Source organism: Bacillus sp. PK3-067 (genome assembly GCF_056738645.1).
In genome coordinates this window covers 4,386,588-4,412,406 of sequence record NZ_CP096490.1, presented here as the reverse complement: position 1 = coordinate 4,412,406, position 25,819 = coordinate 4,386,588, and the positions used below count along the sequence as shown (strand labels likewise).

The following is a 25,819-nucleotide window of genomic DNA, read 5'->3' as shown; positions in this document are numbered from 1 at the left end:
CTATGGATATAAATCTGTTTGATTTTCATTTACCAGAAGAACTTATTGCACAAGTCCCGTTAGAAGATCGTGAAACATCAAGATTAATGGTGTTAGACCGTGAAACAGGTGATATTGAGCATAAACATTTTACGGATATTCTTTCTTACTTACATGAGGGGGATTGCTTAGTTTTAAATGAAACGAAAGTTATGCCTGCTCGTTTGCACGGTGTGAAAGAAGATACAGGCGCGCACATTGAAGTACTTCTTTTAAAACAAGAAGAAGGTGATAAGTGGGAAACGCTTGTAAAGCCAGCGAAACGTGTAAAAGAAGGAACTGTTATCTCTTTTGGCGAAGGGAAATTAAAAGCAACTTGCACAGGAACTGCAGATCAAGGTGGACGCCAGCTTGAATTTTCATATGATGGCATCTTCTATGAAATTTTAGATGAACTTGGGGAAATGCCGCTTCCTCCATATATTAAAGAGACGCTGGAAGATCGCGATCGCTATCAAACAGTATATGCGAAAGAAATCGGTTCAGCAGCAGCGCCGACTGCGGGACTTCACTTTACAGAAGAGTTACTTGAGAAGTTAAAGCAAAAAGGCGTTCAGTTAGCATTCATTACACTTCACGTAGGACTTGGAACATTTAGACCAGTTTCTGCAGACACGATTGAAGAACACCATATGCACGCAGAATATTATCATATGTCTGAAGAGACAGCGGCATTATTAAATCGTGTGAAAGAGAATGGTGGACGTATTATTACTGTAGGTACGACATCAACTCGTACGTTAGAAACAATTGCAACAGATCATGACGGTAAGCTCTGCGCCGCTTCTGGATGGACAGATATTTTCATGTATCCGGGATATGAATTTAAAGCAATTGATGGTTTAATTACAAACTTCCATTTACCGAAATCAACATTAATTATGCTTGTAAGTGCATTTGCAAATAGAGATAATGTACTTCATGCTTATAATGAAGCAGTAAAAGAAAAATATCGTTTCTTTAGCTTCGGTGATGCAATGTTCGTTGCATCTCACGCTAAAATGAGAAACAAATAAAAGGAGTAAGTTATGACAGCAATTCGTTATGAATTTATTAAGACATGTAAACAAACGGGTGCCCGTTTAGGTCGTGTGCATACGCCGCACGGTTCATTTGATACACCAACATTTATGCCAGTTGGTACACTTGCAACAGTTAAGACAATGTCACCAGAAGAATTAAAAGCAATGGATTCTGGCATTATTTTAAGTAATACGTATCATTTATGGCTACGTCCAGGTCATGAAATTATTCGTGAAGCAGGCGGCTTGCATAAATTTATGAACTGGGATCGTGCAATCTTAACAGACTCTGGTGGTTTCCAAGTATTCAGTTTAAGTGACTTCCGTCGTATTGAAGAGGAAGGCGTTCACTTCCGTAATCACTTAAATGGAGATAAATTATTCTTATCACCAGAAAAAGCGATGGAAATCCAAAATGCATTAGGTTCAGATATTATGATGGCATTTGATGAGTGTCCACCATTCCCAGCTACTTTTGAATATATGAAGAAATCTGTAGAGCGTACGAGCCGCTGGGCAGAACGTTGCTTAAAAGCGCATGAACGTCCGCAAGATCAAGGTTTATTCGGTATTGTACAGGGCGGGGAGTACGAAGAGCTTCGTCGTCAAAGTGCGAAAGATCTTGTTTCAATGGACTTCCCTGGTTACGCTGTAGGTGGTTTATCTGTTGGTGAACCGAAAGATATTATGAACCGTGTTCTTGAGTTTACAACACCACTTCTTCCAGATAATAAGCCTCGTTACTTAATGGGTGTAGGTTCTCCTGACTCGTTAATCGATGGCGCAATTCGTGGTATTGATATGTTTGACTGTGTACTTCCAACTCGTATCGCTCGAAATGGTACATGTATGACAAGTGAAGGTCGCCTTGTTGTAAAAAATGCGAAATTCGCAAGAGACTTCGGTCCGCTTGATCCAAACTGTGATTGCTACACATGTAAAAACTACTCACGTGCGTACATTCGTCACTTAATGAAATGTGATGAAACGTTCGGAATTCGTTTAACGTCTTATCACAACCTTCATTTTCTGTTAAACTTAATGGAGCAGGTGAGACAAGCTATTCGTGAAGACCGTCTTGGCGATTTCCGCGAAGAGTTCTTTGAACAGTATGGCTTTAATAAACCGAATGCTAAAAACTTCTAATACATAATTTAAAAGGAGGAACAAAAGATGAATGCAGGTATGATGAATATCGTTATGATCGTTGCGATGTTTGCGATTTTCTATTTCTTATTAATTCGCCCGCAACAAAAACGTCAAAAAGCAGTTGCTCAAATGCAAAGTGAGTTAGCAAAAGGTGATGCTATCGTAACAATCGGTGGTTTACACGGTACAATCGAATCAGTAGATGAGACAAAAATCGTTATTAAATCTGGTGGTTCACACTTAACTTTCGATCGCAATGCGATTCGTGAAGTTGTGAAAAACTAATGTGGAAGGCCCTGCATGAAATGTGCAGGGCCTTTTTTAGTTACTTTGCTTTGACATATTTACACCGAAAATACCACCGAGTGTACTCGCCCCCATTAATGCTAATTGATATAGTAATTGTGAGTTCGATAAGGTTTGAGAAAAGCCTAAATAGTTAACTAGAAAGACGAGTATAGTGAACGTGAGCCCTGTTGTGAAACCTACTAGCCAACCTTTTCCTTGAGCCTTTTTGCCGGCAGTAAATCCAGACATAAGCATAGATAAAAGAGCGAGTATAAAAATAGTAACGGTTAATGTCCCTTCATTTATATTTGTAAACTTTAATAAAAGAGCCATAATCATACTAGTAATAGATGCGAGAATTAGTAGCGTAACAATACCGAAGCCAATTGCAGTTGATAATTTTTTCGTTCCATCCATTTATGCATTCCCCCTTTTTAATACAAGCATATTTTCCTTTTGCTCAAGTTAGACTAGTTTCTTTTTTATAGGGGAGTCTATACGTAAAAAAGGAGATGTAGAAATGGAATGGATATCGGTAATTGGACGGACAATGCTTTTGTATATCATCATCTTAATTATTTTTCGTCTTATGGGTAAACGTGAGATAGGAGAGCTAAGTGTATTAGATTTAGTCGTATTTATTATGCTTGGAGAAATGGCTGTAGTAGCAATTGAAAATACCGATAAATCACTTTGGCATCAATTAGTTCCGATGACTTTTCTTATGTGCATACAAATCATTTTGTCAGTCATTTCATTAAAGTTTCAACGATTTCGGCATTTAATAGAAGGTGAACCAGCAATTATTATTAATGCGGGAAAGATTGATGAAAAAAAGATGAGAAACCAACGATATAATATTGATGATTTAATGATGCAATTAAGGGAACAAGGAGTTGGAGATATTCGGGATGTAGAATATGCTATTTTGGAAGCGTCTGGGAAGTTATCTGTCTTTCAAAAACAAAAAAATAAACAAGATACATTGCAGTTTACGCTTCCTCTTATTATTGATGGAGAAATTCAATCTAGTCATTTACAAATGATTGAGCATACAGATGAATGGCTTATTGAGAAATTAAAAAACTTAGGTTATAACGATATAACACAAATTTTATACTGTAGTTTTCAAAATGGACAATTTTTTGTTGATGTAAAAGAAAATTAGAGACTTATCCTTTGGAAGAGTAAGAATGATTAGTATAACTAATAATCAGTGGAGATTACCCCACTGATTAAAGTTTCACCTTATTTCAAAAATGAAAGCTTACGAATGATAGGGAGACGACTTAACTCTTCTTTTCGAATGAGTTTGAAAGTGAAGAGAAGTACGATATAAACAATTGTTGTTAAAGTGATTTCCCATAATGTTTGTATGCCAAGGGAATGAGAGAAAATAATATATTTATGAAGATAAAAACCGAAGGCGCCTGCGATACCGATGGCAAGTCCGCCGAAAATATAGTCTTTTGCGTAAATGGTAAATGTAATCTTTTTTAAAACAGTAGCGTAGTGAAGAAATGTTACTGTTACAATATTTGCAGCAATAGCAAGTGCAACCCCCATCATTTGAAACTCTGGCCTTGATGCTAGTACAAAAATAACGATTAATTTCACGATGGCACCAATAAATGTATTCATCATTGCGGCTCTTGCTAAGTTTAAAGCTTGCAAAACAGAGGTAAGTGGACTTTGGAAATAATGAAATAAAAAGCAAGGCGCAAGAAGTTGAATGAATGCTGTTGCGCTGTCTGATCCATACATAAGAGTTAAAACAGGAGAAGCGAATACGTATAATATAACGACAGACCATCCGCCGGTAATTAATGAAATTCGAAGTGCTTGTTGTAAACGGTGCTCTACTAATTTATGTTGTCTTTTTGCCATTGCTTCACTAATAGAAGGAACGAGCGCTGTAGAGAGAGCGTATGTAATAAAGGCAGGTAGTGATAGGAGCGGGAATGCATAACCGTTTAATATACCGTATTGCTGGGTTGCAACAGAAGCAGCGACACCAGCGATTGCTAAGCTTTGCATAACGACAATAGGTTCAAAAAAATATGAAACGGAGCCGATTAAACGACTTCCTGTAGTTGGAAGGGCAATATCCATCAGAGAATAAAATGTCCCTTTGCTTTCCTTTACAGTAGTGAAAAATCCAGAGCGTATTGATAAATGTTTTTCTCGCTGAAATAACGTGAGTAAAAATAATAAGGATGCAACTTCACCGAGAACAGCTGATAACATAGCGCCGGCTGCAGCATATTCTATGCCGTAAGGTAAAAATAATTGAATGCATATAGCGATAATGGTAATGCGGACGACTTGTTCTAGAACTTGCGCATAAGCGCTAGGTTTCATGTTTTGTTTCCCTTGAAAGTAACCACGCAACACAGAAGAAACAGCAATAACAGGAACAACGGGCAAAATGGCCATTAATGGATAGTAGGTTCTTTCGTCGGTTAATAATGTTTTTGCTAAAATAGGTGTGAGGAACATAATTCCGATTGTTAAAATGATACTAATAACGGATGTAACAGCTAGTGATACGGTTAATATTTTTTTAACTCTTTGTTTATCGTTCACAGCTTCCGCTTCTGCTACAAATTTTGCGATTGCGACAGGAAGACCAATTTGTGTCAATGTAATTGCTAAAATGAATGTAGGAACGGCCATCATATAAAGACCAACGCCTTCTTCTCCTAAAATACGTGCCATTACTATGCGGTTGATAAAGCCGAGTATTTTTGTAATAAAGCCGGCTATCATTAAAATAAATGCGCCTTTTAAAAAGCTTTGTCTCGTCATGTTCTTCTCCTACCTTCTCAAAATCAATGGAATGATTTACAATAATTTATATGCACGTACGAGACAAGAATGACAAGCATTTAAGAGAGTGAAGTATGATAGTGCTCTTGAAAGTAGTTATTGCTGTCCATTAGAGCGGGATTAAAGCGACTTTTTCGTGCTGAAATAAGAAGGAGATGTTTATAGATGTTAGATAGAGAGGCTTTGGTAGAATCATACCGCGGACAGTTACAAGTCGTTTTAGAAAGTAAAGTAGAAGAGTTTCAAATGTTCGGTTACGACCGAGTGACAGATGATGACATTTGGAAGTTTCTTAAAGTGAAAAAGTGGAAGAAGATAGACAGCGATGTTAGATTGTATGAATTAGTTAATGACGTATTAACAGTAACAGCTAATGAATATATGACATATTTAACTGTTGAAGCTTACCAAGCGCCACTTTGGTCATTTGATGAGTACGAAAATAAATAACCGACTGCAATTGGTTTGTTCTTCCTTTTGCAGTATAATGATATGTATTGATAAAGAGGAAATAATTATGTCTAAGATTATATATAAAGGAGGTAGTGAAGAGGAAAATAAATGATGGAAGTGTAGGTAGTGTAAAAGCTTACCTATAGAGCTAGTGATGAACTAGCAAAAATTATAGAAAGGAAGTCTACTAACTAGGCGTATGCACACGTATAGCAGTGAATCGTAAGAGATTTATTGAAAGTGTTAGTAGCAGAAAGAGGGTACATATGGCAAAGCGTGGTACGAGAATTGCCGCCTTTTTCCTCATCGTCTTATTAATCGGTGGAGTAATTGGTGCGGCAGGAAAAGACATAGCAAAAGGAATTAGTCTAGGACTAGACCTTCGCGGTGGTTTTGAAATTCTGTATGAAGTAAAACCAGCCAAAAAAGGTGATAAAATCGATCGAGATGTACTTGTAAGTACAGTAGGTGCTCTTGAAAATCGTGTCAATGTTCTCGGTGTAAGTGAGCCGAACATTCAAATCGAAGGGCAAGATCGAATTCGTGTACAGCTTGCTGGTGTACAAGATCAGCAAAAAGCACGTGAAATGTTATCAACACAAGCGAAATTAACATTCCGTGATGTGGATGATAACCTTCTTATGGATGGAACGGATTTAAAAGGCGGCGGAGCGAAGCAAACATTTGATGAGCAAGGCCGTGCGAGCGTAGGTCTTACACTAAAAAGTGCTGAAAAATTCCGTGAAGTAACTGAAAAAATTTCTAAAATGCCACCACCAACGAATTTAATGGTAATTTGGCTTGACTTTGAAGAAGGAAAAGATTCGTATAAAGCAGAATCTGCAAAACCGAATCCGAAATTCTTATCAGCAGCAACAGTAAACCAAGTATTTAACCAAGCTGAAGTATCTATCGTAGGTGGAAACTTCACAGTTGAAAGTGCGAAACAACTTTCATCTTTATTAAATGCAGGTGCACTTCCTGTTGATTTAAAAGAAATGTATTCAACATCTGTTGGAGCGAAATTTGGTCAACAAGCGTTAGAGCAAACGATTTTCGCTAGTGCGATTGGTATCGCTCTTATTTTCTTATTTATGCTTGTATTCTACCGTTTACCAGGACTTGTAGCGGTTATTATGTTAGGGTTATACATTTTCGTTACATTACTTGTCTTTAACTGGATGCATGCAGTTCTTACGTTGCCAGGTATTGCAGCGTTAGTGCTCGGGGTAGGTATCGCAGTTGATGCAAATATTATTACGTACGAGAGACTGAAAGAAGAGCTGAAAATTGGTAAGTCAATGATGTCGGCATTCCGTGCTGGTAACCATCGTTCATTAGCAACAATTCTAGATGCAAACGTTACGACTCTTGCAGCAGCTGGTGTGTTATTCGTTTATGGTAATAGCTCTGTAAAAGGATTTGCAACAAGTTTAATCGTAAGTATTTTAGTTGGTTTTATTACGAACGTATTCGGTACTCGTTTCTTGCTAGGTCTACTTGTAAAGAGCCGTTACTTTGATAAAAAACCAGGATATTTTGGTGTGAAACAAAAGGATATTATTCCATTAACAAAAGGTGTAGTACATCCGCCAACAAGATTTGATCGTATTAATTTCGTAAATATCGGTCATAAATTCCTTATCTTCTCGATTGTAGTTGTAATTGCGGGTGCAATTATCTTACCAATTTTCAAATTGAATCTTGGTATTGACTTTGCGAGTGGTACACGTATCGACTTGCAATCAAAACAAGCCGTTACTGTGTCTGATGTTCATAAAGATTTTAAAGAATTGAACATTGATGTGAAGGAAGAAAATATTGTACCGACTGGAGATGACAATAAAGGTTTCGCAGTTCGTACATTAGGTGTTTTATCAAAAGATGAAATTGCGAAAACAAAAACATTCTTCCACGATAAATATGGTACAGATCCAAACGTAAGTACAGTTTCACCGACAATCGGTAAAGAAATTGCACGAAATGCATTTATCGCAGTACTGATTGCTTCTGCGGTTATCATTTTATACGTAAGTATTCGTTTCCGATTTACGTATGCGTTATCTGCAGTACTTGCATTATTACATGACGCATTCGTTATGATTGTTATGTTTAGTATTTTCCAACTAGAGGTAGACTTAACGTTTATTGCTGCAGTACTAACAATCATCGGTTATTCTATTAATGACTCGATTGTTACATTTGATAGAAACCGTGAATTATACAAACAGAAAAAACGAGTGCGCGATATAAAAGATCTAGAAGAAATCGTAAATGCAAGTATTCGCCAAACGCTTGGTCGCTCGATTAACACCGTATTAACAGTGTTATTCCCAGTAATTGCACTGCTTATCTTCGGTAGTGAGTCACTACGTAACTTCTCGTTTGCGCTACTTGTTGGATTAATTGTAGGTACGTACTCTTCTGTTTTCGTTGCCTCTCAAATTTGGTTAATGCTTGAAAACCGTCGTTTGAAAAAGGGAAGAAACAAGAAGAAGGTTGAGAAAGTAGAATCTGAACCGCAAGTATAGAAAAGATGATGTCTCTTTATGAGGCATCTCTTTTTTCGTTTGTGGATACAATAAGATAGCAACTTTTTAACAGAAAGAAGATGGAAGAAAGTGGTGGTGTTATCGCTGTTTTTGTTAAAATAAAAAGATAGGTTAAGAAAAGAAGGGATTTTAATTATGGAAAAAGATGAACGTTTTAAACAGGCCGAGTTTGGTGCTATTGTCGGGATCGTTGGTAATATTATATTAGCGATTGTAAAGGCGGTAATTGGTTATATTGGGAACAGTAAAGCGCTATTAGCGGATGCCGTGCATTCTGCATCAGATGTAATAGGTTCGCTAGCTGTACTTTTTGGATTGCGAGCGGCAAAGCAGCCACCTGATGAGGATCATCCGTATGGTCATGGTAAAGCGGAATCGATTTCAGCGATTATTGTTGCGGTATTATTATTTATTGTGGGACTTGAAATCGCGATTTCGTCTATAAAAGCTTTTTCGCAAGAACTAGAACCGCCGAAAGGAATTACGATATTTGCTGTTGTTCTTTCAATCGTCGTGAAAGAAGGAATGTTTCAATATAAATTCCGATTAGGGAAAAGAGTAAACAGTGATGCAATTATTGCAAATGCATATGAGCACCGTTCGGATGTATTTTCTTCAATTGCAGCTTTAATCGGTATTTGTGCAGCTATAATAGGTGGTAAGCTTGGTATAGACTGGCTTGTATACGCTGATCCAATTGCGGGATTAGTTGTTTCACTTCTTGTTGTAAAAATGGCATGGAGCATTGGAGCGGAAGCAATTCATGCAACGCTTGACCATGTTCTTCATGAGGAGGATGTTATTCCGCTTAGAGAAGCAGTTCTTCAAGTAGATGGTGTGAAAAAAATTGGTTCTTTATATGCACGGGAGCATGGTCATTATGTTATTGTCGATATTAAAGTGTCCGTAGATCCATACATTACTGTAGAAGAAGGACACCGTATTGGAAAACATGTGAAAGAAATACTTATGAAACAAGATAATGTACAAAATGTATTCGTACATATAAATCCGTATTCTCCAAATTAAACATCATTAACATTTTAGTATATAGATATTGCATCGTAGTTTGCATTATATTGTCACCCCTTAATCTGTCTTGTATAATGAACAGGTTAAGGGGTGATTTCGTGTTACAACCGAAGACGCGTTGGAAAGAAAAAGAATATAATGACGAGCGAGTGAGTGAATTAGCAAGTAAATTAAAGTTATCGCCACTTGTCGTTTCGTTATTCCTCGGTAGAGGACTCGATACAGAAGATAAGATTTTAGATTTTTTAAATACAGAAAATCAAGAATTTCATGATCCATTTTTATTAGAAGGAATGGATAGAACGGTAGAACGTGTAAATAAGGCGATTCAAAATGGAGAGCAAATATTAATATTTGGTGATTACGATGCGGACGGAGTAAGTAGTACGACAGTTTTATATCTTGCTCTTCAAGAATTAGGTGCAGAAGTAGAATTTTACATTCCAAATCGTTTTACAGAAGGGTATGGACCGAACGAAGAAGCATTTCGTTGGGCGCATAGCGCAGGGTTCTCGCTAATTATTACTGTCGATACTGGTATTGCAGCGGTACATGAAGCGAATGTAGCGAAAGAGCTTGGAATAGATCTAATTATTACAGATCACCATGAGCCACCGCCAGAATTGCCAGAAGCACTTGCGATTATACATCCGAAATTAGATGGCGGTGTATATCCGTTTCACTATTTAGCTGGTGTAGGTGTTGCGTTTAAAGTTGCGCATGCACTATTAGGCCGTGTACCAGAACATTTATTAGAGATCGCAGTAATTGGTACAGTAGCCGATTTAGTATCACTTCATGGTGAAAATAGGTTGCTAGTGAAACGCGGTTTAAAACATATGCGTATGACGAGAAATATTGGTTTGAAGGCATTGTTTAAAGTTGCTAACGTTTCGCAAAGTGAAATTACCGAAGAGAGTATTGGTTTCTCAATTGCACCTCGTATTAATGCGGTTGGGCGTTTAGAAGATGCTGCGCCGGCTGTACACCTTTTATTATCAGATGATCCAGAGGAAGCGAAAGAGCTAGCTGAAGAAATTGATGAGCTGAACAAACTGCGAAAAGATATTGTAAAGCAAATTACAGAAGAGGCTATCGCTGAAGTGGAAAATAACTTCCCACCAGAAGAAAATAAAGTATTAGTACTTGCGAAAGAAGGCTGGAACCCAGGGGTAATTGGAATTGTTGCTTCGAAATTAGTTGAACGTTTTTATCGTCCGACGATTGTATTAAGCATTGATCCTATAAAAGAAACAGCAAAAGGCTCAGCACGTAGTATTGCAGGATTTGATTTGTTTGCAAATTTATCAGATTGTAGAGAGTTATTACCACACTTCGGAGGGCATCCGATGGCAGCGGGAATGACGCTACATATGAATGATGTAGATGAATTACGTCGCCGCTTAAATGAACAAGCAGATGCAATTTTAACAGAAGAAGATTTTATTCCAATTACAGCAGTTGATGTTTTTTGTAAAGTAGAGGATGTAACGCTAGCGGCAATTGAAGATATGCAAAAACTAGCCCCGTTTGGTGTTGGAAATCCGAAACCACGTATTGCAGTAAAAGATGCAGAGTTAGAAAGCATTCGCGCAATCGGATCAGATGGCTCTCATTTAAAAATGGCTCTTCGTGATGGACAAGCAACACTGGATACAATTGGATTTGGCTTTGGTGCATATGCGAAAGAAATCTCTCCAGTTGCAAAAGTATCTGTAATAGGAGAAGCGTCTATTAATGAATGGAATAACTTTAAGAAGCCACAACTAATGGTACAAGATATTGCTGTAGAGGCGTGGCAATTATTTGATTGGCGTAGTATGCGTAATGCAGAAGCAAATTTAGCAGAACTTCCGAAAGAAAAAATAACAATGGTGTATTTTTCTGAAGAGGTATTGAATAAATTTTCTTTAGAGAGCTATAAAGAAAAGCTCATGCATGCTTCAGAAGTAACGCATTTAGATGATCAATATATCGTGTTACTTGATTTACCAAAAGGAACAGATGAATTACGTGAGCTATTTAAGGTAGGATTCCCAGCGCGAATTTATACGCTATTTTATCAAGAGAATAACCACTTATTTAGTACAGTTCCGACGAGAGAACACTTTAAATGGTACTATTCTTTCTTAAGCAAAAAAACACCATTTTCTTTAAGACAATATGGAGAACAACTATGTCGTCATAAAGGTTGGTCAAAAGATACAGTAAATTTCATGACACAGGTGTTTTTTGAGTTAGAATTTGTTACAATAAAAGATGGCGTCATTTTTATGGCAGACAAAAAACAAAAGCGTGATTTAATTGAATCGAACACATATCGTGAGAAAATGAACCACTTACAATTAGAAAAAGAATTGGTTTATAGCACATATCAGCAACTATATACATGGTTTGAAACGATTCGTAATCATAAAGAAGTAGAACAGTTAGGGTAAAGGATTTGTATTTACAAACCTTTTAGATCTGAGGAGGATTCAGAAATATGGATTTCAAGCAACATATCGCAATTGTACCGGATTATCCGAAAGAAGGTATTGTGTTTAAAGACATTACACCTTTAATGAATGACGGTAAAGCATACAAAGCAGCAACAGACGCAATCGTTGAGTACGCAAAAGAAAGAGATATCGATGTTGTAGTAGGACCAGAAGCTCGTGGTTTCATTATCGGTTGCCCAGTTTCTTATGCGTTAGAAGTAGGATTTGCGCCAGTTCGTAAATTAGGAAAATTACCACGTGAAGTAATTACAGTTGACTACGGTAAAGAATATGGTAAAGACGTTTTAACAATCCATAAAGATGCAATTAAGCCAGGTCAACGCGTATTAATTACAGATGATCTATTAGCTACAGGTGGAACAATCGAAGCGACAATTAAGTTAGTTGAAGAGCTAGGCGGAGTTGTAGCAGGAATTGCATTCTTAGTAGAACTTACTTACTTAGATGGTCGTAAAATGTTAGATGGTTACGATGTATTAGTATTAGAAAAATACTAATCACTATATAGGTAAAACTACGGTGATAAAAAGTACCCGTGAATCTCTTGGAGAGGAGCGGGTACTTTTGTATAATTGAACAAAAAATTATGGTGAAATGTCAGTAAAATCTTTTCCTTTTCACAATTCACAATCATTGGGTTATAATGATAGAATATAATTTATTCTATTAAATAAAGATAAAGTCAATTTTCAATAAAAGGTGATTCGATGGCAAATGAGCAGGTACTAACAGCTGAACAGGTACTCGAGAAAGCAAGTCAATATTTAGCGGATGAAGATATTGAGCTAGTGGCACGTGCCTATGAATATGCACGTGATGCGCATAGCGAACAATATAGAAAATCGGGTGAACCGTATATTATTCATCCGATTCAAGTTGCAGGTATTTTAGTTGATTTACACATGGATCCAGCTACGGTATCAGCAGGTTTCTTACATGATGTAGTGGAAGATACAGAGATTACATTAGAAGATATTGAACGGGAATTTAACAAAGAAATTGCTATGCTTGTTGATGGCGTTACAAAGCTTGGGAAGATCAAATATAAATCTCACGAACAACAACAAGCAGAAAACCATCGCAAAATGTTTATTGCAATGGCTCAAGATATTCGAGTTATTTTAATTAAACTAGCTGATCGTCTTCATAACATGCGTACATTGAAACATTTGCCTCAAGAGAAGCAGCGTCGCATAGCGAATGAAACGTTAGAAATCTTTGCACCTTTGGCACATAGACTCGGAATTAGTACTATTAAATGGGAGCTAGAGGATACGTCACTTCGCTATTTAAATCCACAACAATATTATCGTATTGTAAATTTAATGAAGCGTAAACGTGCAGAACGTGAAGAATATTTAGACGAAGTAATGACTGGTATTCGTGAGAAATTAAAAGAAGTTGCAATTCAACCTGAGATTTCTGGAAGACCGAAACATATTTACAGTATTTATCGTAAAATGGCACTGCAAAATAAGCAGTTCAATGAAATTTACGATTTATTAGCTGTACGTGTCGTTGTAAATAGTATTAAAGATTGTTATGCGGTGCTTGGAATTATTCATACGTGCTGGAAGCCGATGCCAGGTCGTTTTAAAGATTATATTGCAATGCCAAAAGCAAATCTATATCAATCTCTTCATACGACTGTAATTGGACCGAAAGGTGATCCACTTGAAGTGCAAATTCGTACGAAAGAAATGCACGAAATTGCAGAATTTGGGATCGCGGCACACTGGGCATACAAAGAAGGAAAAACAGCAGAAACAACAGGTACATTAGAGAAGAAACTCACATGGTTCCGTCAAATATTAGAATGGCAAAATGAAGCTTCTAATGCAGAAGAATTTATGGAGTCATTAAAAATTGATTTATTCTCTGACATGGTATTCGTCTTTACACCGAAAGGCGATGTAATGGAATTACCACTTGGATCTGTTCCAATTGATTTCGCGTATCGTGTCCATTCGGAAATTGGGAATAAAACAATTGGTGCAAAAGTAAACGGGAAAATGGTGACGCTGGATTATAAATTAAAAACAGGCGACATCATTGAAATTTTAACGTCGAAACATTCATATGGCCCAAGCCAGGATTGGGTAAAACTTGCTCAAACATCTCATGCGAAAAATAAAATTCGTCAATTCTTTAAGAAACAACGTAGAGACGAAAATATTGAAAAAGGCCGTGAACTTGTTGAAAAGGAAGTACGTGGTCTAGAGTATGAGATGAAAGAAGTATTGGCGCCGGATAACTTAAAACGCGTCGCTGAGAAATTTAACTTTGCAAATGAAGAAGATATGTTTGCAGCAGTTGGATATAGCGGAATTACAGCTTCGCAAATTGTTACGCGACTAACGGACAAGTTCCGCAAACAACGCGAAGAAGAAGAAATTGTTGAAGTTAAAGAAGTCCGTAAACCGATGAAAATTCGAAAATGGGATTCTGGTGTAAAGGTAAGCGGTGCTGATAATTTATTAATCCGTTTATCGAAATGCTGTAACCCAGTTCCGGGCGATGATATCGTTGGGTATATTACGAAAGGCCGAGGTGTATCAATTCACCGCCGTGATTGTGTAAATGTTCATACAGAAGAAGCTGTAGAACGATTATTAGAGGTAGAGTGGGAAGGTAGCCCTGAAAAAGAAATTGAGTATAACGTTGATATTGAAATTTCAGGTTACGATCGCCGCGGTTTATTAAATGAAGTACTGCAAGCTGTTACAGAGACGAAAACATACATTTCAGCTGTTTCTGGTAGAAGTGACCGTAATAAGATGGCAACAATTAATATGTCAATCTCGATTCGTAACTTACAACACTTGAAAAAAGTAGTAGAACGCATTAAACGCGTTCCAGAAATTTATGCAGTACGACGCATGATGCATTAATAGGGAGTGTAGAAAGATGAGAGTTGTTTTACAACGATCAAAGAAAGCGTCTGTCACAGTAGACGGTGAGATCGTAGGACAAATTCCGTTCGGTTTAACATTACTAGTTGGCATTACGCACGAAGATACAGAAAAAGATGCAACTTACATTGCGGAAAAAATTGCAAACTTACGTATTTTTGAAGATGAGAGCGGAAAGATGAATCATTCTGTACTTGATGTAGAAGGACAAGTTCTATCTATTTCGCAATTCACATTATACGGAGATTGCCGCAAGGGCAGACGTCCAAACTTTATGGATGCTGCGAAACCTGATTATGCAGAGCGTTTATACGATTTCTTTAATGAAGAAGTTCGTAAACAAGGATTACATGTGGAAACAGGGAAGTTTGGAGCAATGATGGACGTTTCTTTAATCAATGATGGTCCGGTGACCTTAATTGTAGAAAGTAAATAGTGTTCATAAAAAAGAGAGGGTTATATAATCCTCTCTTTTTTATACATTGTTGTATGTTTTGTTCATTTATTTGGAATCAATAGCAGTTTCGGTTATGTATAACTCTCTCATCAATATGGAACAATAAAAAGTAAAACATCCATATTGAATGTGAGGGATATACGTATGCGTATGAATGAAAAAGGGCATTCTGTTACAAATGGTGCAAATCAACTGTTTAACGTGAATTTTCATGATTTTATTTCAAAAGAGCAAAACAATACTTCAATGGAGCTTGCTTCGGGGTTTGGGATTTCTCTTCAAGATGTAAAGCGTTTAAAGAAGCAGATTGAACGTTCTTAGAGCACTTGACAATCCTACTTAACAAACGTATAGTAATTTTATATTTACATATGAATATAACCGTTGATAGAGAAGAGTAAATGAGACACACATGGAAAGAGAAGGAATGTCTTAGGCTGAAAACATTTCTGCATGATGACTGATTGAATGACACTCTAGAGGTTTCAACTTGAACGGCATATATGCTTAGTAGGGATGAACGCATATTTAAGCGTTATTAAAAAAGTGGAAGCATACGTGCTTCAATTAGGGTGGCACCACGGGTATAATACTCTCGTCCCTACTGTTTAAACAGTAGAGGCGGGAGTTTTTTTATTTTTATTAAGATTAAAACAATTTGAGGAGGAACTGAATATGTCTATTCAAATCCCACGCGGAACGCAAGATATTCTTCCAGGCACTGTTGAGTTATGGCAGTATATCGAAGGGCAAGCACGCGAAATTTGCCGTCGTTACAATTATAAAGAAATTCGTACACCAATTTTTGAACACACTGAGCTATTTTTACGCGGTGTTGGTGATACGACAGATATCGTACAAAAAGAAATGTACTCATTCCAAGATCGTGGAGAGCGTAGCTTAACATTACGTCCAGAAGGTACTGCACCTGTTGTACGTTCTTACGTTGAAAATAAAATGTTTGGTGATGCGACACAACCAACGAAATTATACTATATCGGTCAAATGTTCCGTTATGAAAGACCACAAGCAGGTCGCTATCGTCAATTCGTACAATTCGGTATCGAAGCAATCGGCAGTAATGACCCTGCAATTGATGCAGAAGTAATTGCACTTGCTGTTGAATTTTACCGCGGCATGGGCTTAAAAAATATTAAAGTTGTATTAAACAGTTTAGGTGACGCAGCGAGCCGTCAAGCACACCGTGATGCATTAATCGCACACTTTGAGCCACGTATCGGCGAATTCTGTTCTGACTGTCAATCTCGCTTAGAAAAGAACCCACTTCGAATTTTAGACTGTAAGAAAGACCGTAACCATGAATTAATGGGAACAGCACCATCTATTACAGAATACTTAAACGAAGATTCAGCAGTATACTATGACAAAGTTCAAGAACTATTAACGATGATGGATGTTCCATTTGAAAAAGATCCGAACTTAGTGCGTGGTTTAGACTACTATCAACACACTGTTTTTGAAATTATGAGTGAGGCAGAAGGTTTCGGTGCGATCACTACATTAAGCGGTGGTGGCCGTTATAACGGACTTGTACAAGAAATCGGTGGACCAGAAATGCCAGGTATCGGTTTTGCAATGAGTATTGAACGTTTAATTATGGCGCTAAAAGCTGAAAACATTGAATTACCACTTGAACATAGCATTGATTGTTACGTTGTAGCGCTTGGCGAAAAAGCGAAAGACCATGCTGCAAAAGTTGCGTTCGATCTTCGTAAAGCTGGATTGTCAGTTGAAAAAGATTATTTAGATCGCAAAATGAAAGCACAATTTAAATCAGCAGATCGTCTAAAGGCGAAATTTGTAGCTGTATTAGGAGAAGATGAGCTAGATAAAGGCATCATTAACTTAAAAGATATGGCAACAGGTGAACAAGAAGAAGTAGCGTTAGATGTATTTGCTTCATACGTAGCAGAGAAATTAATATAGGGGGAACTTACAGTGGCTGAAAGAACACATGCATGTGGAAAAGTAACAGTAGAAGCTGTTGGACAAACAGTTCAATTAAAAGGTTGGGTACAAAAACGCCGTGACTTAGGTGGATTAATCTTTATCGATTTACGTGACCGTACAGGTATCGTACAAGTTGTATTTAACCCAGAAACATCAAAAGAAGCGTTAGAAGTAGCAGAAACAATTCGTAGCGAATACGTATTACACGTAGAAGGTACAGTTGTTGAACGTGGTGAAGGCGCAATTAATGACAATATGGCAACTGGTCGTATTGAAGTACAAGCAACAAAAGTAAATGTACTAAATGCAGCGAAAACAACGCCAATTATCATTGCTGATGATACAGATGCATCAGAAGATGTGCGTTTAAAATATCGTTATTTAGACTTACGTCGTCCTGTAATGTTCAACACATTCAAAATGCGTCACGATGTAACAAAAACAATTCGTAACTTCTTAGATACAGAAGAGTTCTTAGAAGTAGAAACACCAATTTTAACGAAAAGCACGCCAGAAGGAGCTCGTGACTATTTAGTGCCAAGTCGTGTACATGATGGTGAATTCTATGCATTACCACAGTCACCACAGTTATTTAAACAGCTTCTTATGGTCGGCGGATTTGAGCGTTACTATCAAGTAGCACGTTGTTTCCGTGATGAAGATTTACGTGCGGATCGTCAACCAGAATTCACGCAAATCGATATCGAAGCTTCATTCTTAACACAAGATGAAATTTTAGATATGATGGAGCGTATGATGACGAAAGTTATGAAGGATGCAAAAGGTGTAGAAGTGAGTGCACCATTCCCTCGTATGAAATATGCTGATGCAATGGCTCGCTACGGTTCTGATAAGCCAGATACACGCTTTGAAATGGAACTAACAGACTTATCTGAGTTTGCAGCAGATTGTGGCTTTAAAGTGTTTACAAGTGCTGTAGAAAGCGGCGGACAAGTAAAAGCAATTAATGCAAAAGGTGCTGCAAGTAAATATTCTCGTAAAGACATCGATGCATTAACTGAATTCGTGAAAGTATACGGTGCAAAAGGTCTAGCTTGGCTTAAAGTTGAAGAAGACGGCCTAAAAGGACCGATTGCGAAATTCTTCGGTGAAGAAGATGCAAATGTGTTAATGAGCACATTAGAAGCTACTGCTGGCGACTTATTACTATTCGTAGCAGATAAGAAGAGCGTTGTTGCAGATAGCTTAGGCGCACTTCGTTTACGTCTAGGTAAAGAGCTTGAGTTAATTGATGAAAGTAAATTTAACTTCCTATGGGTAACTGATTGGCCACTACTTGAGTACGATGAAGATGCAGATCGTTACTTCGCAGCTCACCACCCATTCACAATGCCATTCCGTGAAGACGTTGAGTTACTAGAAACAGCACCAGAAAAAGCACGTGCACAAGCATATGACCTTGTATTAAACGGTTATGAGCTTGGTGGTGGATCACTTCGTATTTACGAGCGTGACGTACAAGAAAAAATGTTCAAAGCACTTGGATTCTCACAAGAAGAAGCGCAAGAGCAATTCGGATTCTTATTAGAAGCATTCGAATACGGTACACCACCACACGGCGGAATCGCATTAGGTTTAGATCGTCTTGTTATGTTACTTGCAGGCCGTACGAACCTTCGTGATACAATTGCATTCCCGAAAACAGCAAGCGCAAGCTGCTTATTAACAGAAGCTCCAAGCCCAGTTGCAGAAGCGCAGCTTGAAGAACTGAACTTAAAATTAAGCTTGAAAGAAGAGAAGTAAGAATAGGGTCTAGATGGTTATACTATAACCGTCTAGACTTTTTTTGAGAGGTTGTTTAAAAAGTCCGGTTTAGATAACTGTCGCATCTCATCGTTGCTTCGCCAGTCCGGTGCTCGAGTAGTGTTTCTACACTGCGCTCCTCCTGGCTTCAGCGCCTCGATCTGCTCGGTTCTCTAAATCCTCCTTTTTAAACCTGTATTGAAAGGAAGTTTAAAAAGTCTGGTTCAGATAACTGTCGCATCTCATCGTTGCTTCGCCAGTCCGGTGCTCGAGTAGTGTTTCTACACTGCGCTCCTCCTGGCTTCAGCGCCTCGATCTGCTCGGTTCTCTAAATCCTCTTTTTTAAACGTGTATTTAGGAAGAAATAAAATTCTGGTCTATGTTTTCATTCTCGAAATATGTATTTTTAGGAATTCTATAACTTTTTCTATACAAATAGTCGGAAAAACGCTAGAATACATGGTAGACCATTTTTGTAATAGGAGTGTAGAGCTGAATGTTACATCAATTTTCACGTAATGAATTAGCCTTCGGTAAAGAAGGACTTGAAATATTAAAAAATAGTACAGTCGGTATTTTAGGAATTGGCGGTGTAGGTTCTTTTGCAGCTGAAGCGTTAGCACGTTCTGGCGTAGGACGTCTCGTATTAGTTGATAAAGACGTTGTAGATATTACAAACGTAAACCGTCAAATTCACGCTTTAGTATCTACTGTAGGACGTTCAAAAGTAGAATTAATGAAAGAGCGTATCGCGGACATTAACCCAGAGTGTGAAGTAATTGGACTAGAAATGTTTTATACAGATGAAACATATGAAGAGTTCTTTAAGTACGGTTTAGACTTTGTAGTGGATGCATCTGATACGATTACGTTCAAAATTCATTTAATTAAACAATGTTTACGTCGTAAAATTAAAATTATCTCAAGTATGGGTGCAGCGAATAAAATGGACCCAACTCGTTTCCGTATTGCGGACATCTCTAAAACACATACAGATCCAATTGCGAAAGTCATTCGTACGAAGCTTCGTAAAGAGGGTATTAAAAAAGGTGTAAAAGTTGTCTTCTCTGACGAAAACCCAATCGTAATTCGTGAAGAAGTACGTAAAGAAATTGTACCAGACGAGAATGCAAAAATTCGTAAGGCGAAATTACCGCCTTCATCAAATGCATTCGTACCATCTGTGGCAGGCTTAATTATGGCAAGTCACGTTGTACGTGAACGCATTAAAAACGTAGAAGTGAAACGTGTAGGGCAAGAATAAAAGAAAAGCATATATCCATTTTGGATATATGCTTTTTTATATGTATTAAAGAAATGTGAATATTTGCATCACTACTAGTTCAAATGTAAGTAAGGTTAGTAAGCAATAATCATATTTATCTGATTTATAGGCGGATGTCTTTTTTAGACTGTTAATGGTGAAAAGAGCTAAAGTTAGGACGAGAAGGCCAAGAGTTATTTTGAAGATTATTAATGAAATAGCAACCATCTCCCTTTAAAGGTATATGTTTATAATAACATTTTAGTAAAAAATATCCAATCCGTTTTAGGAGTTTCCTTGTATGACAAGGAGGAATGTTATTGTCAATCTTTGTCGTTAAATCGATATCCTTTATTGAATCGTTGATATATTGCAAGTTGTGATAGATATATTTGAAAAATCGTTGATATATTGCAAGTTGTGATAGATATATTCGAAAAATCGTTGATATATTGCAAGTTGTGATAGATATATTCGAAAAACCGTTAGTATAATTTCATTTACCGATATCTATATATGGTTCACCGAAAACAAACAGGGATGTCACTCAGTTAAAAAAGTGACATCCCTGTTTTTAATTCTCTGCAGAATAAATAATATCTAAATTCCCATTTTGATCGGTTTTGAAAATCGGGGCAATTTGCTCTTCTTGCTCTTCGACTGAAACAAGTTTTCGAGCACGATCCATAATTCGAACAAGCATCGCGTAATCTTCTTCGATTGCTTGTTGTTTTTTTGTGAGTACCGCTAATTTCGTTTCAAGTTCATGATTCGTTTTTTGCAGAGAGGTGAGTTGAGCTTGTAATACATCATTTTCAGTTTGCAACTTTGCAAGTGAAGGATTGTTATGTTCTAAATTTTGTAAAAATGAAATGACATTTTGCATTGTAAGATCTTGTTTACTTGGCGTAATATCTTCTGAAAAATCGGCGTCAATTACGAGTTGTTTCGTTTTCGTGAACCGATTTTTTTCTATATTAGCTTCAGAACGTTTTAATTCTTTACGTTGTTTTTTTGCAAGCTGCACCGCATCTTCGTAATTCGGTCTTACTTCAGCATTCCATCTAAAGCCGCAAGCTGCTGAAGTCCGGTTCAACGCATCGCCAACTTCATCAAATGCTTTTATTTGTGTACTTCCGCTGCGAATATGTCGTAAAACAGTTTCTGCTAAAAGGAGATCATCTTCTTTTGTCCATGCATCTTGACGTGTTTTCATAAGCGAAGCCTCCATAATGGTGACGTTTTCGTTTATGTTACCCTTTATTTTTCGTTTTATTCGAAGTTTGTAATCTTTCATAAACAGTAGAAAGTGCTTGCTCAAATTTTCCTGTCGTTTTCGGTTTATAATATTGCTTGCTTTTTATTTTATCAGGTAAGTATTGTTGCCTTACCCAGCCGTTTGGATGGTCGTGCGGATATAAATATCCAATGCCTCTTCCAAGTGATTCTGCGCCTTTGTAATGACTATCTTTTAAATGGCTTGGAATGTCACCTGTTTGACCGTTGCGTAAATCGTGTAATGCAGCATCAAGTGCTTTATAAGCTGAATTTGATTTTGGTGATAAGCATAGCTCGATAACGGCATTTGCAAGTGGGATGCGTGCTTCTGGGAATCCAACTCGTTCAGCTGATTCAATTGCAGCTAGTGTACGTGGTCCAGCTTGTGGGCTAGCAAGTCCAATATCTTCATAAGCCATAATAAGAAGGCGTCTGCCAATGCTTTGTAAATCACCTGCTTCAATAAGGCGTGCTAAATAATGGAGTGCTGCATTTACATCACTTCCGCGCACTGATTTTTGAAATGCTGATAATACATCATAATGAGCATCGCCGCCTTTGTCGTGGACGAAGCTCTTCTTTTGTAAGCATTCTTCTGCAATCTCGAGTGTGATTTCAGCCGCTTGATCGTCTGTAGTAAAGCTAGATAATACAGCAAGCTCAAGTGCGTTATAAGCGGAACGCATATCACCACCAGAGGCGTTTGCAAAGTGATGTAGTGCTTCATCTGTTACCGTTACTGCATATTCTCCAAGCCCTTTTTCTTTATCTTCTAAAGCTCTTTTTAACCCAATTAAAATATCTTCTTCTGTTAGTGCGTGTAATTCGAAAATTTGACACCTGCTTCGAATAGCGGAGTTTATTGCATGGAATGGATTACTTGTCGTAGCACCAATTAAAGTAAGAAGTCCGCTTTCTAAGTGAGGTAATAGAAAGTCTTGCTTTGCTTTATCTAGACGGTGAACTTCATCTAAAATTAAAACGAGGTGTCGATGCATCTTCGCTTCTTGTACGACAACTTCCATATCTTTTTTATTGTGAGTAACAGCGTTCAATAGACGAAACGGGGTACCGGTACTTCCTGCAATTGCACTGGCAATGGATGTTTTTCCTGTACCTGGAGGACCGTATAAAATCATAGATTGAAAATGATTGGCTTGGACCATTCGCCATAAAATCTTTCCTTCACCAACTAAATGTTGTTGCCCAATAATTTCTTGAATATTTGTAGGGCGCATTCGATGTGCGAGTGGTTGTTTCATTTGGACCGTCTCCCTTAATATATAATCTCGTTCTATCGTATCATTTTTTTCTACGGAATTTGAAATAGGATGCTGTTTTATGGGAAAAATGAAGGTTAATATTTTCATTTTTCTTTCAATTGTAATAATTTCCGAGTTTTTCAATGTGATTTTATGTTATCATTTTGATACACAAGTTGAAATTTCTTATAATACTATATTATGCTATAATTTCATAGGATTTTAAATTGTGTTCTTTTTATAAATAAGATATAACCAATAGAAGTGAAAATTTGAAAAGAGGTGCAAAATAGATGAAGATTTCAACAAAAGGCCGCTATGGCTTAACAATTATGATTGATCTTGCAAAAAAGTTTGGTGAAGGTCCGATTTCATTAAAATCAATTGCGCAGGCGCATGACTTATCCGAGCATTACTTAGAGCAATTAATTTCACCACTTCGTAACGCTCGTCTTGTAAAAAGTACGCGCGGGGCATACGGCGGATATGTATTATCTGATCAACCGGCTAACATTACAGCTGGGGATGTAATCCGTGTATTAGAGGGACCGATTAGTGTTGTAGAAATGATAGAAGAAGAAGAGCCAGCACAGCGCCAGTTATGGATGCGTGTTCGTGATGCGGTGCAAGAAGTGTTAGATAGTACAACGTTAGAAGATTTAGTACGTTATGAGGAAGAAAATCACGGGGGCTATATGTTTTACATTTAATTCCTTGTGAAACGATTTGGAAAGAAGGAGATTTAATGGAACGCATTTACTTAGATCATGCTGCGACATCTCCGACTCACCCAGAAGTGGTCGAAAAGATGATTCCATATATGACAGAAATATTCGGGAACCCGTCTAGTATTCACTTTTATGGACGTCAAACTCGCCATGCAGTAGATGAGGCGAGACGAGTGTGTGCACGCAGCATTCATGCGAATCCGAATGAAATTATATTTACGAGCGGTGGTACAGAAGCTGATAATTTAGCGCTTATCGGTGTAGCACGTGCGAACCGTCATAAAGGTAACCACATAATAACGACGCAAATTGAACATCATGCGATTTTGCATACGTGCGAATTGTTAGAGCGTGAAGGGTTTGAAGTGACATATTTACCTGTCGATGAAACAGGGCTTATTCAAGTTTCTGACATACAAAAGGCATTAACAGAAGAGACGATTCTTGTATCTGTTATGTTTGGGAATAATGAAGTAGGGACAATGCAACCAATTGTGGAAATAGGAAAGTTGCTAAAAGATCATCAAGCTTATTTCCATACAGATGCGGTACAAGCTTACGGTTTAGTAGAAATTAATGTGAAAGAGTTTGGAATTGATTTATTATCAATTTCAGCTCATAAAATTAATGGGCCAAAAGGTGTAGGGTTCTTATACGCTGGTGCAAATGTGAAATTTGAACCGTTATTAATAGGCGGAGAGCAAGAAAGAAAACGCCGTGCTGGTACGGAAAATGTGCCTAGTATTGCTGGGCTTCAGCATGCAATTCTTATAGCTGAAAAAACTCGTGAGCAAAAAAATGCCCAATATGAAGAGTTTAAAGATATAATGGTATCTGTCTTCAAAAATGAAGGCATTACTTTCGAGGTAAACGGAAACTTAGAACATCGCTTACCGCATGTACTTAATGTAAGTTTTACAGGAATGAACATTGAACCATTTCTTGTGAACTTAGACCTTGCTGGCATTGCAGTATCAAGCGGTTCTGCTTGTACAGCTGGTTCGATTGATCCATCACATGTATTAGTAGCGATGTTTGGAAAAGACTCCGATCAAATACGTTCATCCGTACGCTTTAGTTTTGGACTTGGAAATACGAAAGAGCAAATTGAAAAAGCGGCGTACGAAACAGTGAAAATCGTGAAGCGATTAACACAAAATTAGCATGGGAGGTGACATGATGAACAAACTACCTCACGAAACACGCGTTGTCATCGGAATGTCCGGTGGCGTCGATTCATCTGTAGCAGCACTTTTATTAAAAGAGCAAGGTTATGATGTAATCGGAATTTTTATGAAAAACTGGGATGATACAGATGAGAATGGTGTCTGCACAGCAACAGAAGATTACAATGATGTAATTGAAGTGTGTAACCAAATTGGTATTCCGTATTATGCAGTAAACTTTGAAAAACAATACTGGGATAAAGTATTTACGTACTTCTTAGATGAGTATCGAGCTGGTCGTACACCAAACCCAGATGTAATGTGTAATAAAGAAATTAAATTTAAAGCATTTTTAGAGCATGCAATTGCGCTTGGTGCGGATTATGTGGCAACAGGCCATTATGCACGCGTTGCTTATATGGACGGCGAATATAAAATGCTTCGCGGCGTTGATGACAATAAAGATCAAACATATTTCTTAAATCAATTAAGCCAAGAGCAATTATCAAAAACAATGTTCCCGTTAGGTGAATTAAAGAAACCGCAAATTCGTGAAATGGCGAAAGAAGCTGGCTTAGCGACAGCGGCGAAAAAAGATAGTACAGGTATTTGCTTCATTGGTGAGCGTAACTTTAAAGATTTCTTAAGTAACTACTTACCGGCACAACCAGGTGTAATGCAAACATTATCTGGTGAAGTGAAAGGGAAGCATGACGGTTTAATGTATTATACAATTGGACAACGTCATGGCCTTGGAATTGGTGGTAATGGTGATCCATGGTTTGCTGTTGGGAAAAATCTAAAAGAAAACATTTTATATGTTGATCAAGGATTCCATAACGAACTTCTATATGGTGATGAAGTTATTGCTACGAATGTAGGATGGGTAAGTAACAAAGAAAAAGAAACCGAATTTAAGTGCACGGCGAAATTCCGTTATCGTCAAGAAGACAATAAAGTAACGGTTCAAATCGTTGATGAAAATACAGTTCGTATTCTTTGTGATGAGCCAATTCGTGCAATTACACCAGGACAAGCAGTCGTTTTCTATGATGGAGATGAGTGCTTAGGCGGTGCTACAATTGATGAAGTATACCGTAGTGGTAAGAAATTGGATTATTTAGGATAAACGAGAAGCCTCTGCCGATTAGC

General features: G+C 37.6%; 22 protein-coding genes and 1 other annotated feature. Of the genes, 18 read left to right on the top strand and 4 right to left on the bottom strand.

Translation table 11 applies throughout. The features are described 5' to 3' along the window. Nucleotides 1–2: 2 nt before the first annotated feature. From queA to yajC, 3 genes are read left to right on the top strand one after another with little or no spacing between them, the layout of a single operon-like run. On the top strand, nt 3–1,055 hold the full coding sequence (queA, locus tag M1D73_RS22700) for a tRNA preQ1(34) S-adenosylmethionine ribosyltransferase-isomerase QueA (protein ID WP_000354014.1): 1,053 nt from the start codon (nt 3–5) through the stop codon (nt 1,053–1,055). 12 nt (nt 1,056–1,067) lie between these two features. Further along, nucleotides 1,068–2,207 carry a tRNA guanosine(34) transglycosylase Tgt gene (gene tgt, locus M1D73_RS22695; RefSeq protein ID WP_000125365.1) on the top strand — a complete coding sequence of 380 codons (1,140 nt, stop codon included), beginning with the start codon at nt 1,068–1,070 and terminating at the stop codon, nt 2,205–2,207. 27 nt (nt 2,208–2,234) lie between these two features. After that, a complete protein-coding gene (gene yajC / locus M1D73_RS22690) occupies nt 2,235–2,495 on the top strand; it encodes a preprotein translocase subunit YajC (protein ID WP_000991115.1) in 261 nt (86 codons plus the stop codon). Between the two features lie 36 nt (nt 2,496–2,531). Here yajC and M1D73_RS22685 read toward each other — a convergent pair whose 3' ends face one another. After that, entirely contained in the window at nt 2,532–2,915 is a 384-nt protein-coding gene (locus tag M1D73_RS22685) for a TIGR04086 family membrane protein (protein WP_000349148.1), read from the bottom strand. A 103-nt stretch (nt 2,916–3,018) separates the two neighbouring features. Here M1D73_RS22685 and M1D73_RS22680 point away from each other — a divergent pair, with 103 nt between their 5' ends. Then, nucleotides 3,019–3,666, top strand: a complete 648-nt coding sequence (locus tag M1D73_RS22680; RefSeq protein ID WP_000454837.1) for a DUF421 domain-containing protein — start codon at nt 3,019–3,021, stop codon at nt 3,664–3,666. 80 nt (nt 3,667–3,746) lie between these two features. On the opposite strand, the gene spoVB is transcribed toward M1D73_RS22680, so the two are convergent. Beyond that, nucleotides 3,747–5,306: a stage V sporulation protein B gene (gene spoVB / locus M1D73_RS22675; protein WP_000198301.1), complete on the bottom strand. Its 1,560-nt coding sequence runs from the start codon at nt 5,304–5,306 to the stop codon at nt 3,747–3,749. 186 nt (nt 5,307–5,492) lie between these two features. Here spoVB and M1D73_RS22670 point away from each other — a divergent pair, with 186 nt between their 5' ends. The 11 genes from M1D73_RS22670 (at nt 5,493) to M1D73_RS22620 (ending at nt 20,233) form a co-directional block, all read left to right on the top strand. Further along, nucleotides 5,493–5,777: a post-transcriptional regulator gene (locus M1D73_RS22670; RefSeq protein WP_000886980.1), complete on the top strand. Its 285-nt coding sequence runs from the start codon at nt 5,493–5,495 to the stop codon at nt 5,775–5,777. Nucleotides 5,778–6,046: 269 nt separating this feature from the next. Continuing rightward, nucleotides 6,047–8,311 carry a protein translocase subunit SecDF gene (gene secDF / locus M1D73_RS22665; RefSeq protein WP_001119067.1) on the top strand — a complete coding sequence of 755 codons (2,265 nt, stop codon included), beginning with the start codon at nt 6,047–6,049 and terminating at the stop codon, nt 8,309–8,311. Nucleotides 8,312–8,467: 156 nt separating this feature from the next. Further along, nucleotides 8,468–9,361, top strand: coding sequence for a cation diffusion facilitator family transporter (locus M1D73_RS22660; RefSeq protein ID WP_000409743.1), 894 nt, complete (start codon nt 8,468–8,470; stop codon nt 9,359–9,361). Between the two features lie 101 nt (nt 9,362–9,462). Further along, nucleotides 9,463–11,802, top strand: a complete 2,340-nt coding sequence (gene recJ / locus M1D73_RS22655) for a single-stranded-DNA-specific exonuclease RecJ (RefSeq protein WP_481157965.1) — start codon at nt 9,463–9,465, stop codon at nt 11,800–11,802. A 47-nt stretch (nt 11,803–11,849) separates the two neighbouring features. Continuing rightward, on the top strand, nt 11,850–12,362 hold the full coding sequence (locus M1D73_RS22650) for an adenine phosphoribosyltransferase (RefSeq protein WP_000346215.1): 513 nt from the start codon (nt 11,850–11,852) through the stop codon (nt 12,360–12,362). Nucleotides 12,363–12,572: 210 nt separating this feature from the next. Further along, nucleotides 12,573–14,756: a GTP diphosphokinase gene (relA, locus tag M1D73_RS22645; RefSeq protein WP_001262795.1), complete on the top strand. Its 2,184-nt coding sequence runs from the start codon at nt 12,573–12,575 to the stop codon at nt 14,754–14,756. 16 nt (nt 14,757–14,772) lie between these two features. Further along, nucleotides 14,773–15,213: a D-tyrosyl-tRNA(Tyr) deacylase gene (locus M1D73_RS22640; RefSeq protein WP_001266965.1), complete on the top strand. Its 441-nt coding sequence runs from the start codon at nt 14,773–14,775 to the stop codon at nt 15,211–15,213. Between the two features lie 165 nt (nt 15,214–15,378). Then, the gene (locus tag M1D73_RS22635; RefSeq protein ID WP_183128497.1) at nt 15,379–15,555 is read left to right on the top strand and encodes a hypothetical protein; all 177 of its coding nucleotides are present in this window, start codon (nt 15,379–15,381) and stop codon (nt 15,553–15,555) included. Nucleotides 15,556–15,609: 54 nt separating this feature from the next. Further along, nucleotides 15,610–15,840: a binding site (T-box leader), on the top strand. A 69-nt stretch (nt 15,841–15,909) separates the two neighbouring features. Further along, a complete protein-coding gene (hisS, locus tag M1D73_RS22630; RefSeq protein WP_000027084.1) occupies nt 15,910–17,181 on the top strand; it encodes a histidine--tRNA ligase in 1,272 nt (423 codons plus the stop codon). Between the two features lie 12 nt (nt 17,182–17,193). Continuing rightward, nucleotides 17,194–18,969 carry an aspartate--tRNA ligase gene (gene aspS / locus M1D73_RS22625; protein WP_000840891.1) on the top strand — a complete coding sequence of 592 codons (1,776 nt, stop codon included), beginning with the start codon at nt 17,194–17,196 and terminating at the stop codon, nt 18,967–18,969. Nucleotides 18,970–19,465: 496 nt separating this feature from the next. Next, a complete protein-coding gene (locus M1D73_RS22620) occupies nt 19,466–20,233 on the top strand; it encodes a tRNA threonylcarbamoyladenosine dehydratase (protein WP_000903179.1) in 768 nt (255 codons plus the stop codon). A gap of 574 nt (nt 20,234–20,807) precedes the next feature. On the opposite strand, the gene M1D73_RS22615 is transcribed toward M1D73_RS22620, so the two are convergent. After that, nucleotides 20,808–21,449, bottom strand: coding sequence for an RsfA family transcriptional regulator (locus M1D73_RS22615; protein ID WP_000857713.1), 642 nt, complete (start codon nt 21,447–21,449; stop codon nt 20,808–20,810). Nucleotides 21,450–21,486: 37 nt separating this feature from the next. After that, entirely contained in the window at nt 21,487–22,773 is a 1,287-nt protein-coding gene (locus M1D73_RS22610) for a replication-associated recombination protein A (RefSeq protein WP_000812943.1), read from the bottom strand. Nucleotides 22,774–23,066: 293 nt separating this feature from the next. Here M1D73_RS22610 and cymR point away from each other — a divergent pair, with 293 nt between their 5' ends. Genes cymR through mnmA form a run of 3 tightly spaced genes read left to right on the top strand, consistent with a single transcriptional unit; the run spans nt 23,067 to nt 25,796 of the window. Continuing rightward, the gene (cymR, locus tag M1D73_RS22605) at nt 23,067–23,483 is read left to right on the top strand and encodes a cysteine metabolism transcriptional regulator CymR (RefSeq protein ID WP_000704116.1); all 417 of its coding nucleotides are present in this window, start codon (nt 23,067–23,069) and stop codon (nt 23,481–23,483) included. Between the two features lie 35 nt (nt 23,484–23,518). Beyond that, nucleotides 23,519–24,664, top strand: coding sequence for a cysteine desulfurase family protein (locus M1D73_RS22600; RefSeq protein WP_000439881.1), 1,146 nt, complete (start codon nt 23,519–23,521; stop codon nt 24,662–24,664). A 16-nt stretch (nt 24,665–24,680) separates the two neighbouring features. Then, nucleotides 24,681–25,796 carry a tRNA 2-thiouridine(34) synthase MnmA gene (gene mnmA, locus M1D73_RS22595; protein ID WP_001038010.1) on the top strand — a complete coding sequence of 372 codons (1,116 nt, stop codon included), beginning with the start codon at nt 24,681–24,683 and terminating at the stop codon, nt 25,794–25,796. Nucleotides 25,797–25,819: the final 23 nt, after the last annotated feature.

What these genes read in the sequence shown, in the direction of transcription:
- queA (WP_000354014.1), top strand. Translation starts at nt 3, where the DNA reads ATGGATATAAATCTGTTTGATTTTCATTTACCAGAAGAACTTATTGCA.
- tgt (WP_000125365.1), top strand. Translation starts at nt 1,068, where the DNA reads ATGACAGCAATTCGTTATGAATTTATTAAGACATGTAAACAAACGGGT.
- yajC (WP_000991115.1), top strand. Translation starts at nt 2,235, where the DNA reads ATGAATGCAGGTATGATGAATATCGTTATGATCGTTGCGATGTTTGCG.
- M1D73_RS22685 (WP_000349148.1), bottom strand. Translation starts at nt 2,915, where the DNA reads ATGGATGGAACGAAAAAATTATCAACTGCAATTGGCTTCGGTATTGTT.
- M1D73_RS22680 (WP_000454837.1), top strand. Translation starts at nt 3,019, where the DNA reads ATGGAATGGATATCGGTAATTGGACGGACAATGCTTTTGTATATCATC.
- spoVB (WP_000198301.1), bottom strand. Translation starts at nt 5,306, where the DNA reads ATGACGAGACAAAGCTTTTTAAAAGGCGCATTTATTTTAATGATAGCC.
- M1D73_RS22670 (WP_000886980.1), top strand. Translation starts at nt 5,493, where the DNA reads ATGTTAGATAGAGAGGCTTTGGTAGAATCATACCGCGGACAGTTACAA.
- secDF (WP_001119067.1), top strand. Translation starts at nt 6,047, where the DNA reads ATGGCAAAGCGTGGTACGAGAATTGCCGCCTTTTTCCTCATCGTCTTA.
- M1D73_RS22660 (WP_000409743.1), top strand. Translation starts at nt 8,468, where the DNA reads ATGGAAAAAGATGAACGTTTTAAACAGGCCGAGTTTGGTGCTATTGTC.
- M1D73_RS22650 (WP_000346215.1), top strand. Translation starts at nt 11,850, where the DNA reads ATGGATTTCAAGCAACATATCGCAATTGTACCGGATTATCCGAAAGAA.
- relA (WP_001262795.1), top strand. Translation starts at nt 12,573, where the DNA reads ATGGCAAATGAGCAGGTACTAACAGCTGAACAGGTACTCGAGAAAGCA.
- M1D73_RS22640 (WP_001266965.1), top strand. Translation starts at nt 14,773, where the DNA reads ATGAGAGTTGTTTTACAACGATCAAAGAAAGCGTCTGTCACAGTAGAC.
- M1D73_RS22635 (WP_183128497.1), top strand. Translation starts at nt 15,379, where the DNA reads ATGCGTATGAATGAAAAAGGGCATTCTGTTACAAATGGTGCAAATCAA.
- hisS (WP_000027084.1), top strand. Translation starts at nt 15,910, where the DNA reads ATGTCTATTCAAATCCCACGCGGAACGCAAGATATTCTTCCAGGCACT.
- M1D73_RS22620 (WP_000903179.1), top strand. Translation starts at nt 19,466, where the DNA reads ATGTTACATCAATTTTCACGTAATGAATTAGCCTTCGGTAAAGAAGGA.
- M1D73_RS22615 (WP_000857713.1), bottom strand. Translation starts at nt 21,449, where the DNA reads ATGAAAACACGTCAAGATGCATGGACAAAAGAAGATGATCTCCTTTTA.
- M1D73_RS22610 (WP_000812943.1), bottom strand. Translation starts at nt 22,773, where the DNA reads ATGAAACAACCACTCGCACATCGAATGCGCCCTACAAATATTCAAGAA.
- cymR (WP_000704116.1), top strand. Translation starts at nt 23,067, where the DNA reads ATGAAGATTTCAACAAAAGGCCGCTATGGCTTAACAATTATGATTGAT.
- M1D73_RS22600 (WP_000439881.1), top strand. Translation starts at nt 23,519, where the DNA reads ATGGAACGCATTTACTTAGATCATGCTGCGACATCTCCGACTCACCCA.
- mnmA (WP_001038010.1), top strand. Translation starts at nt 24,681, where the DNA reads ATGAACAAACTACCTCACGAAACACGCGTTGTCATCGGAATGTCCGGT.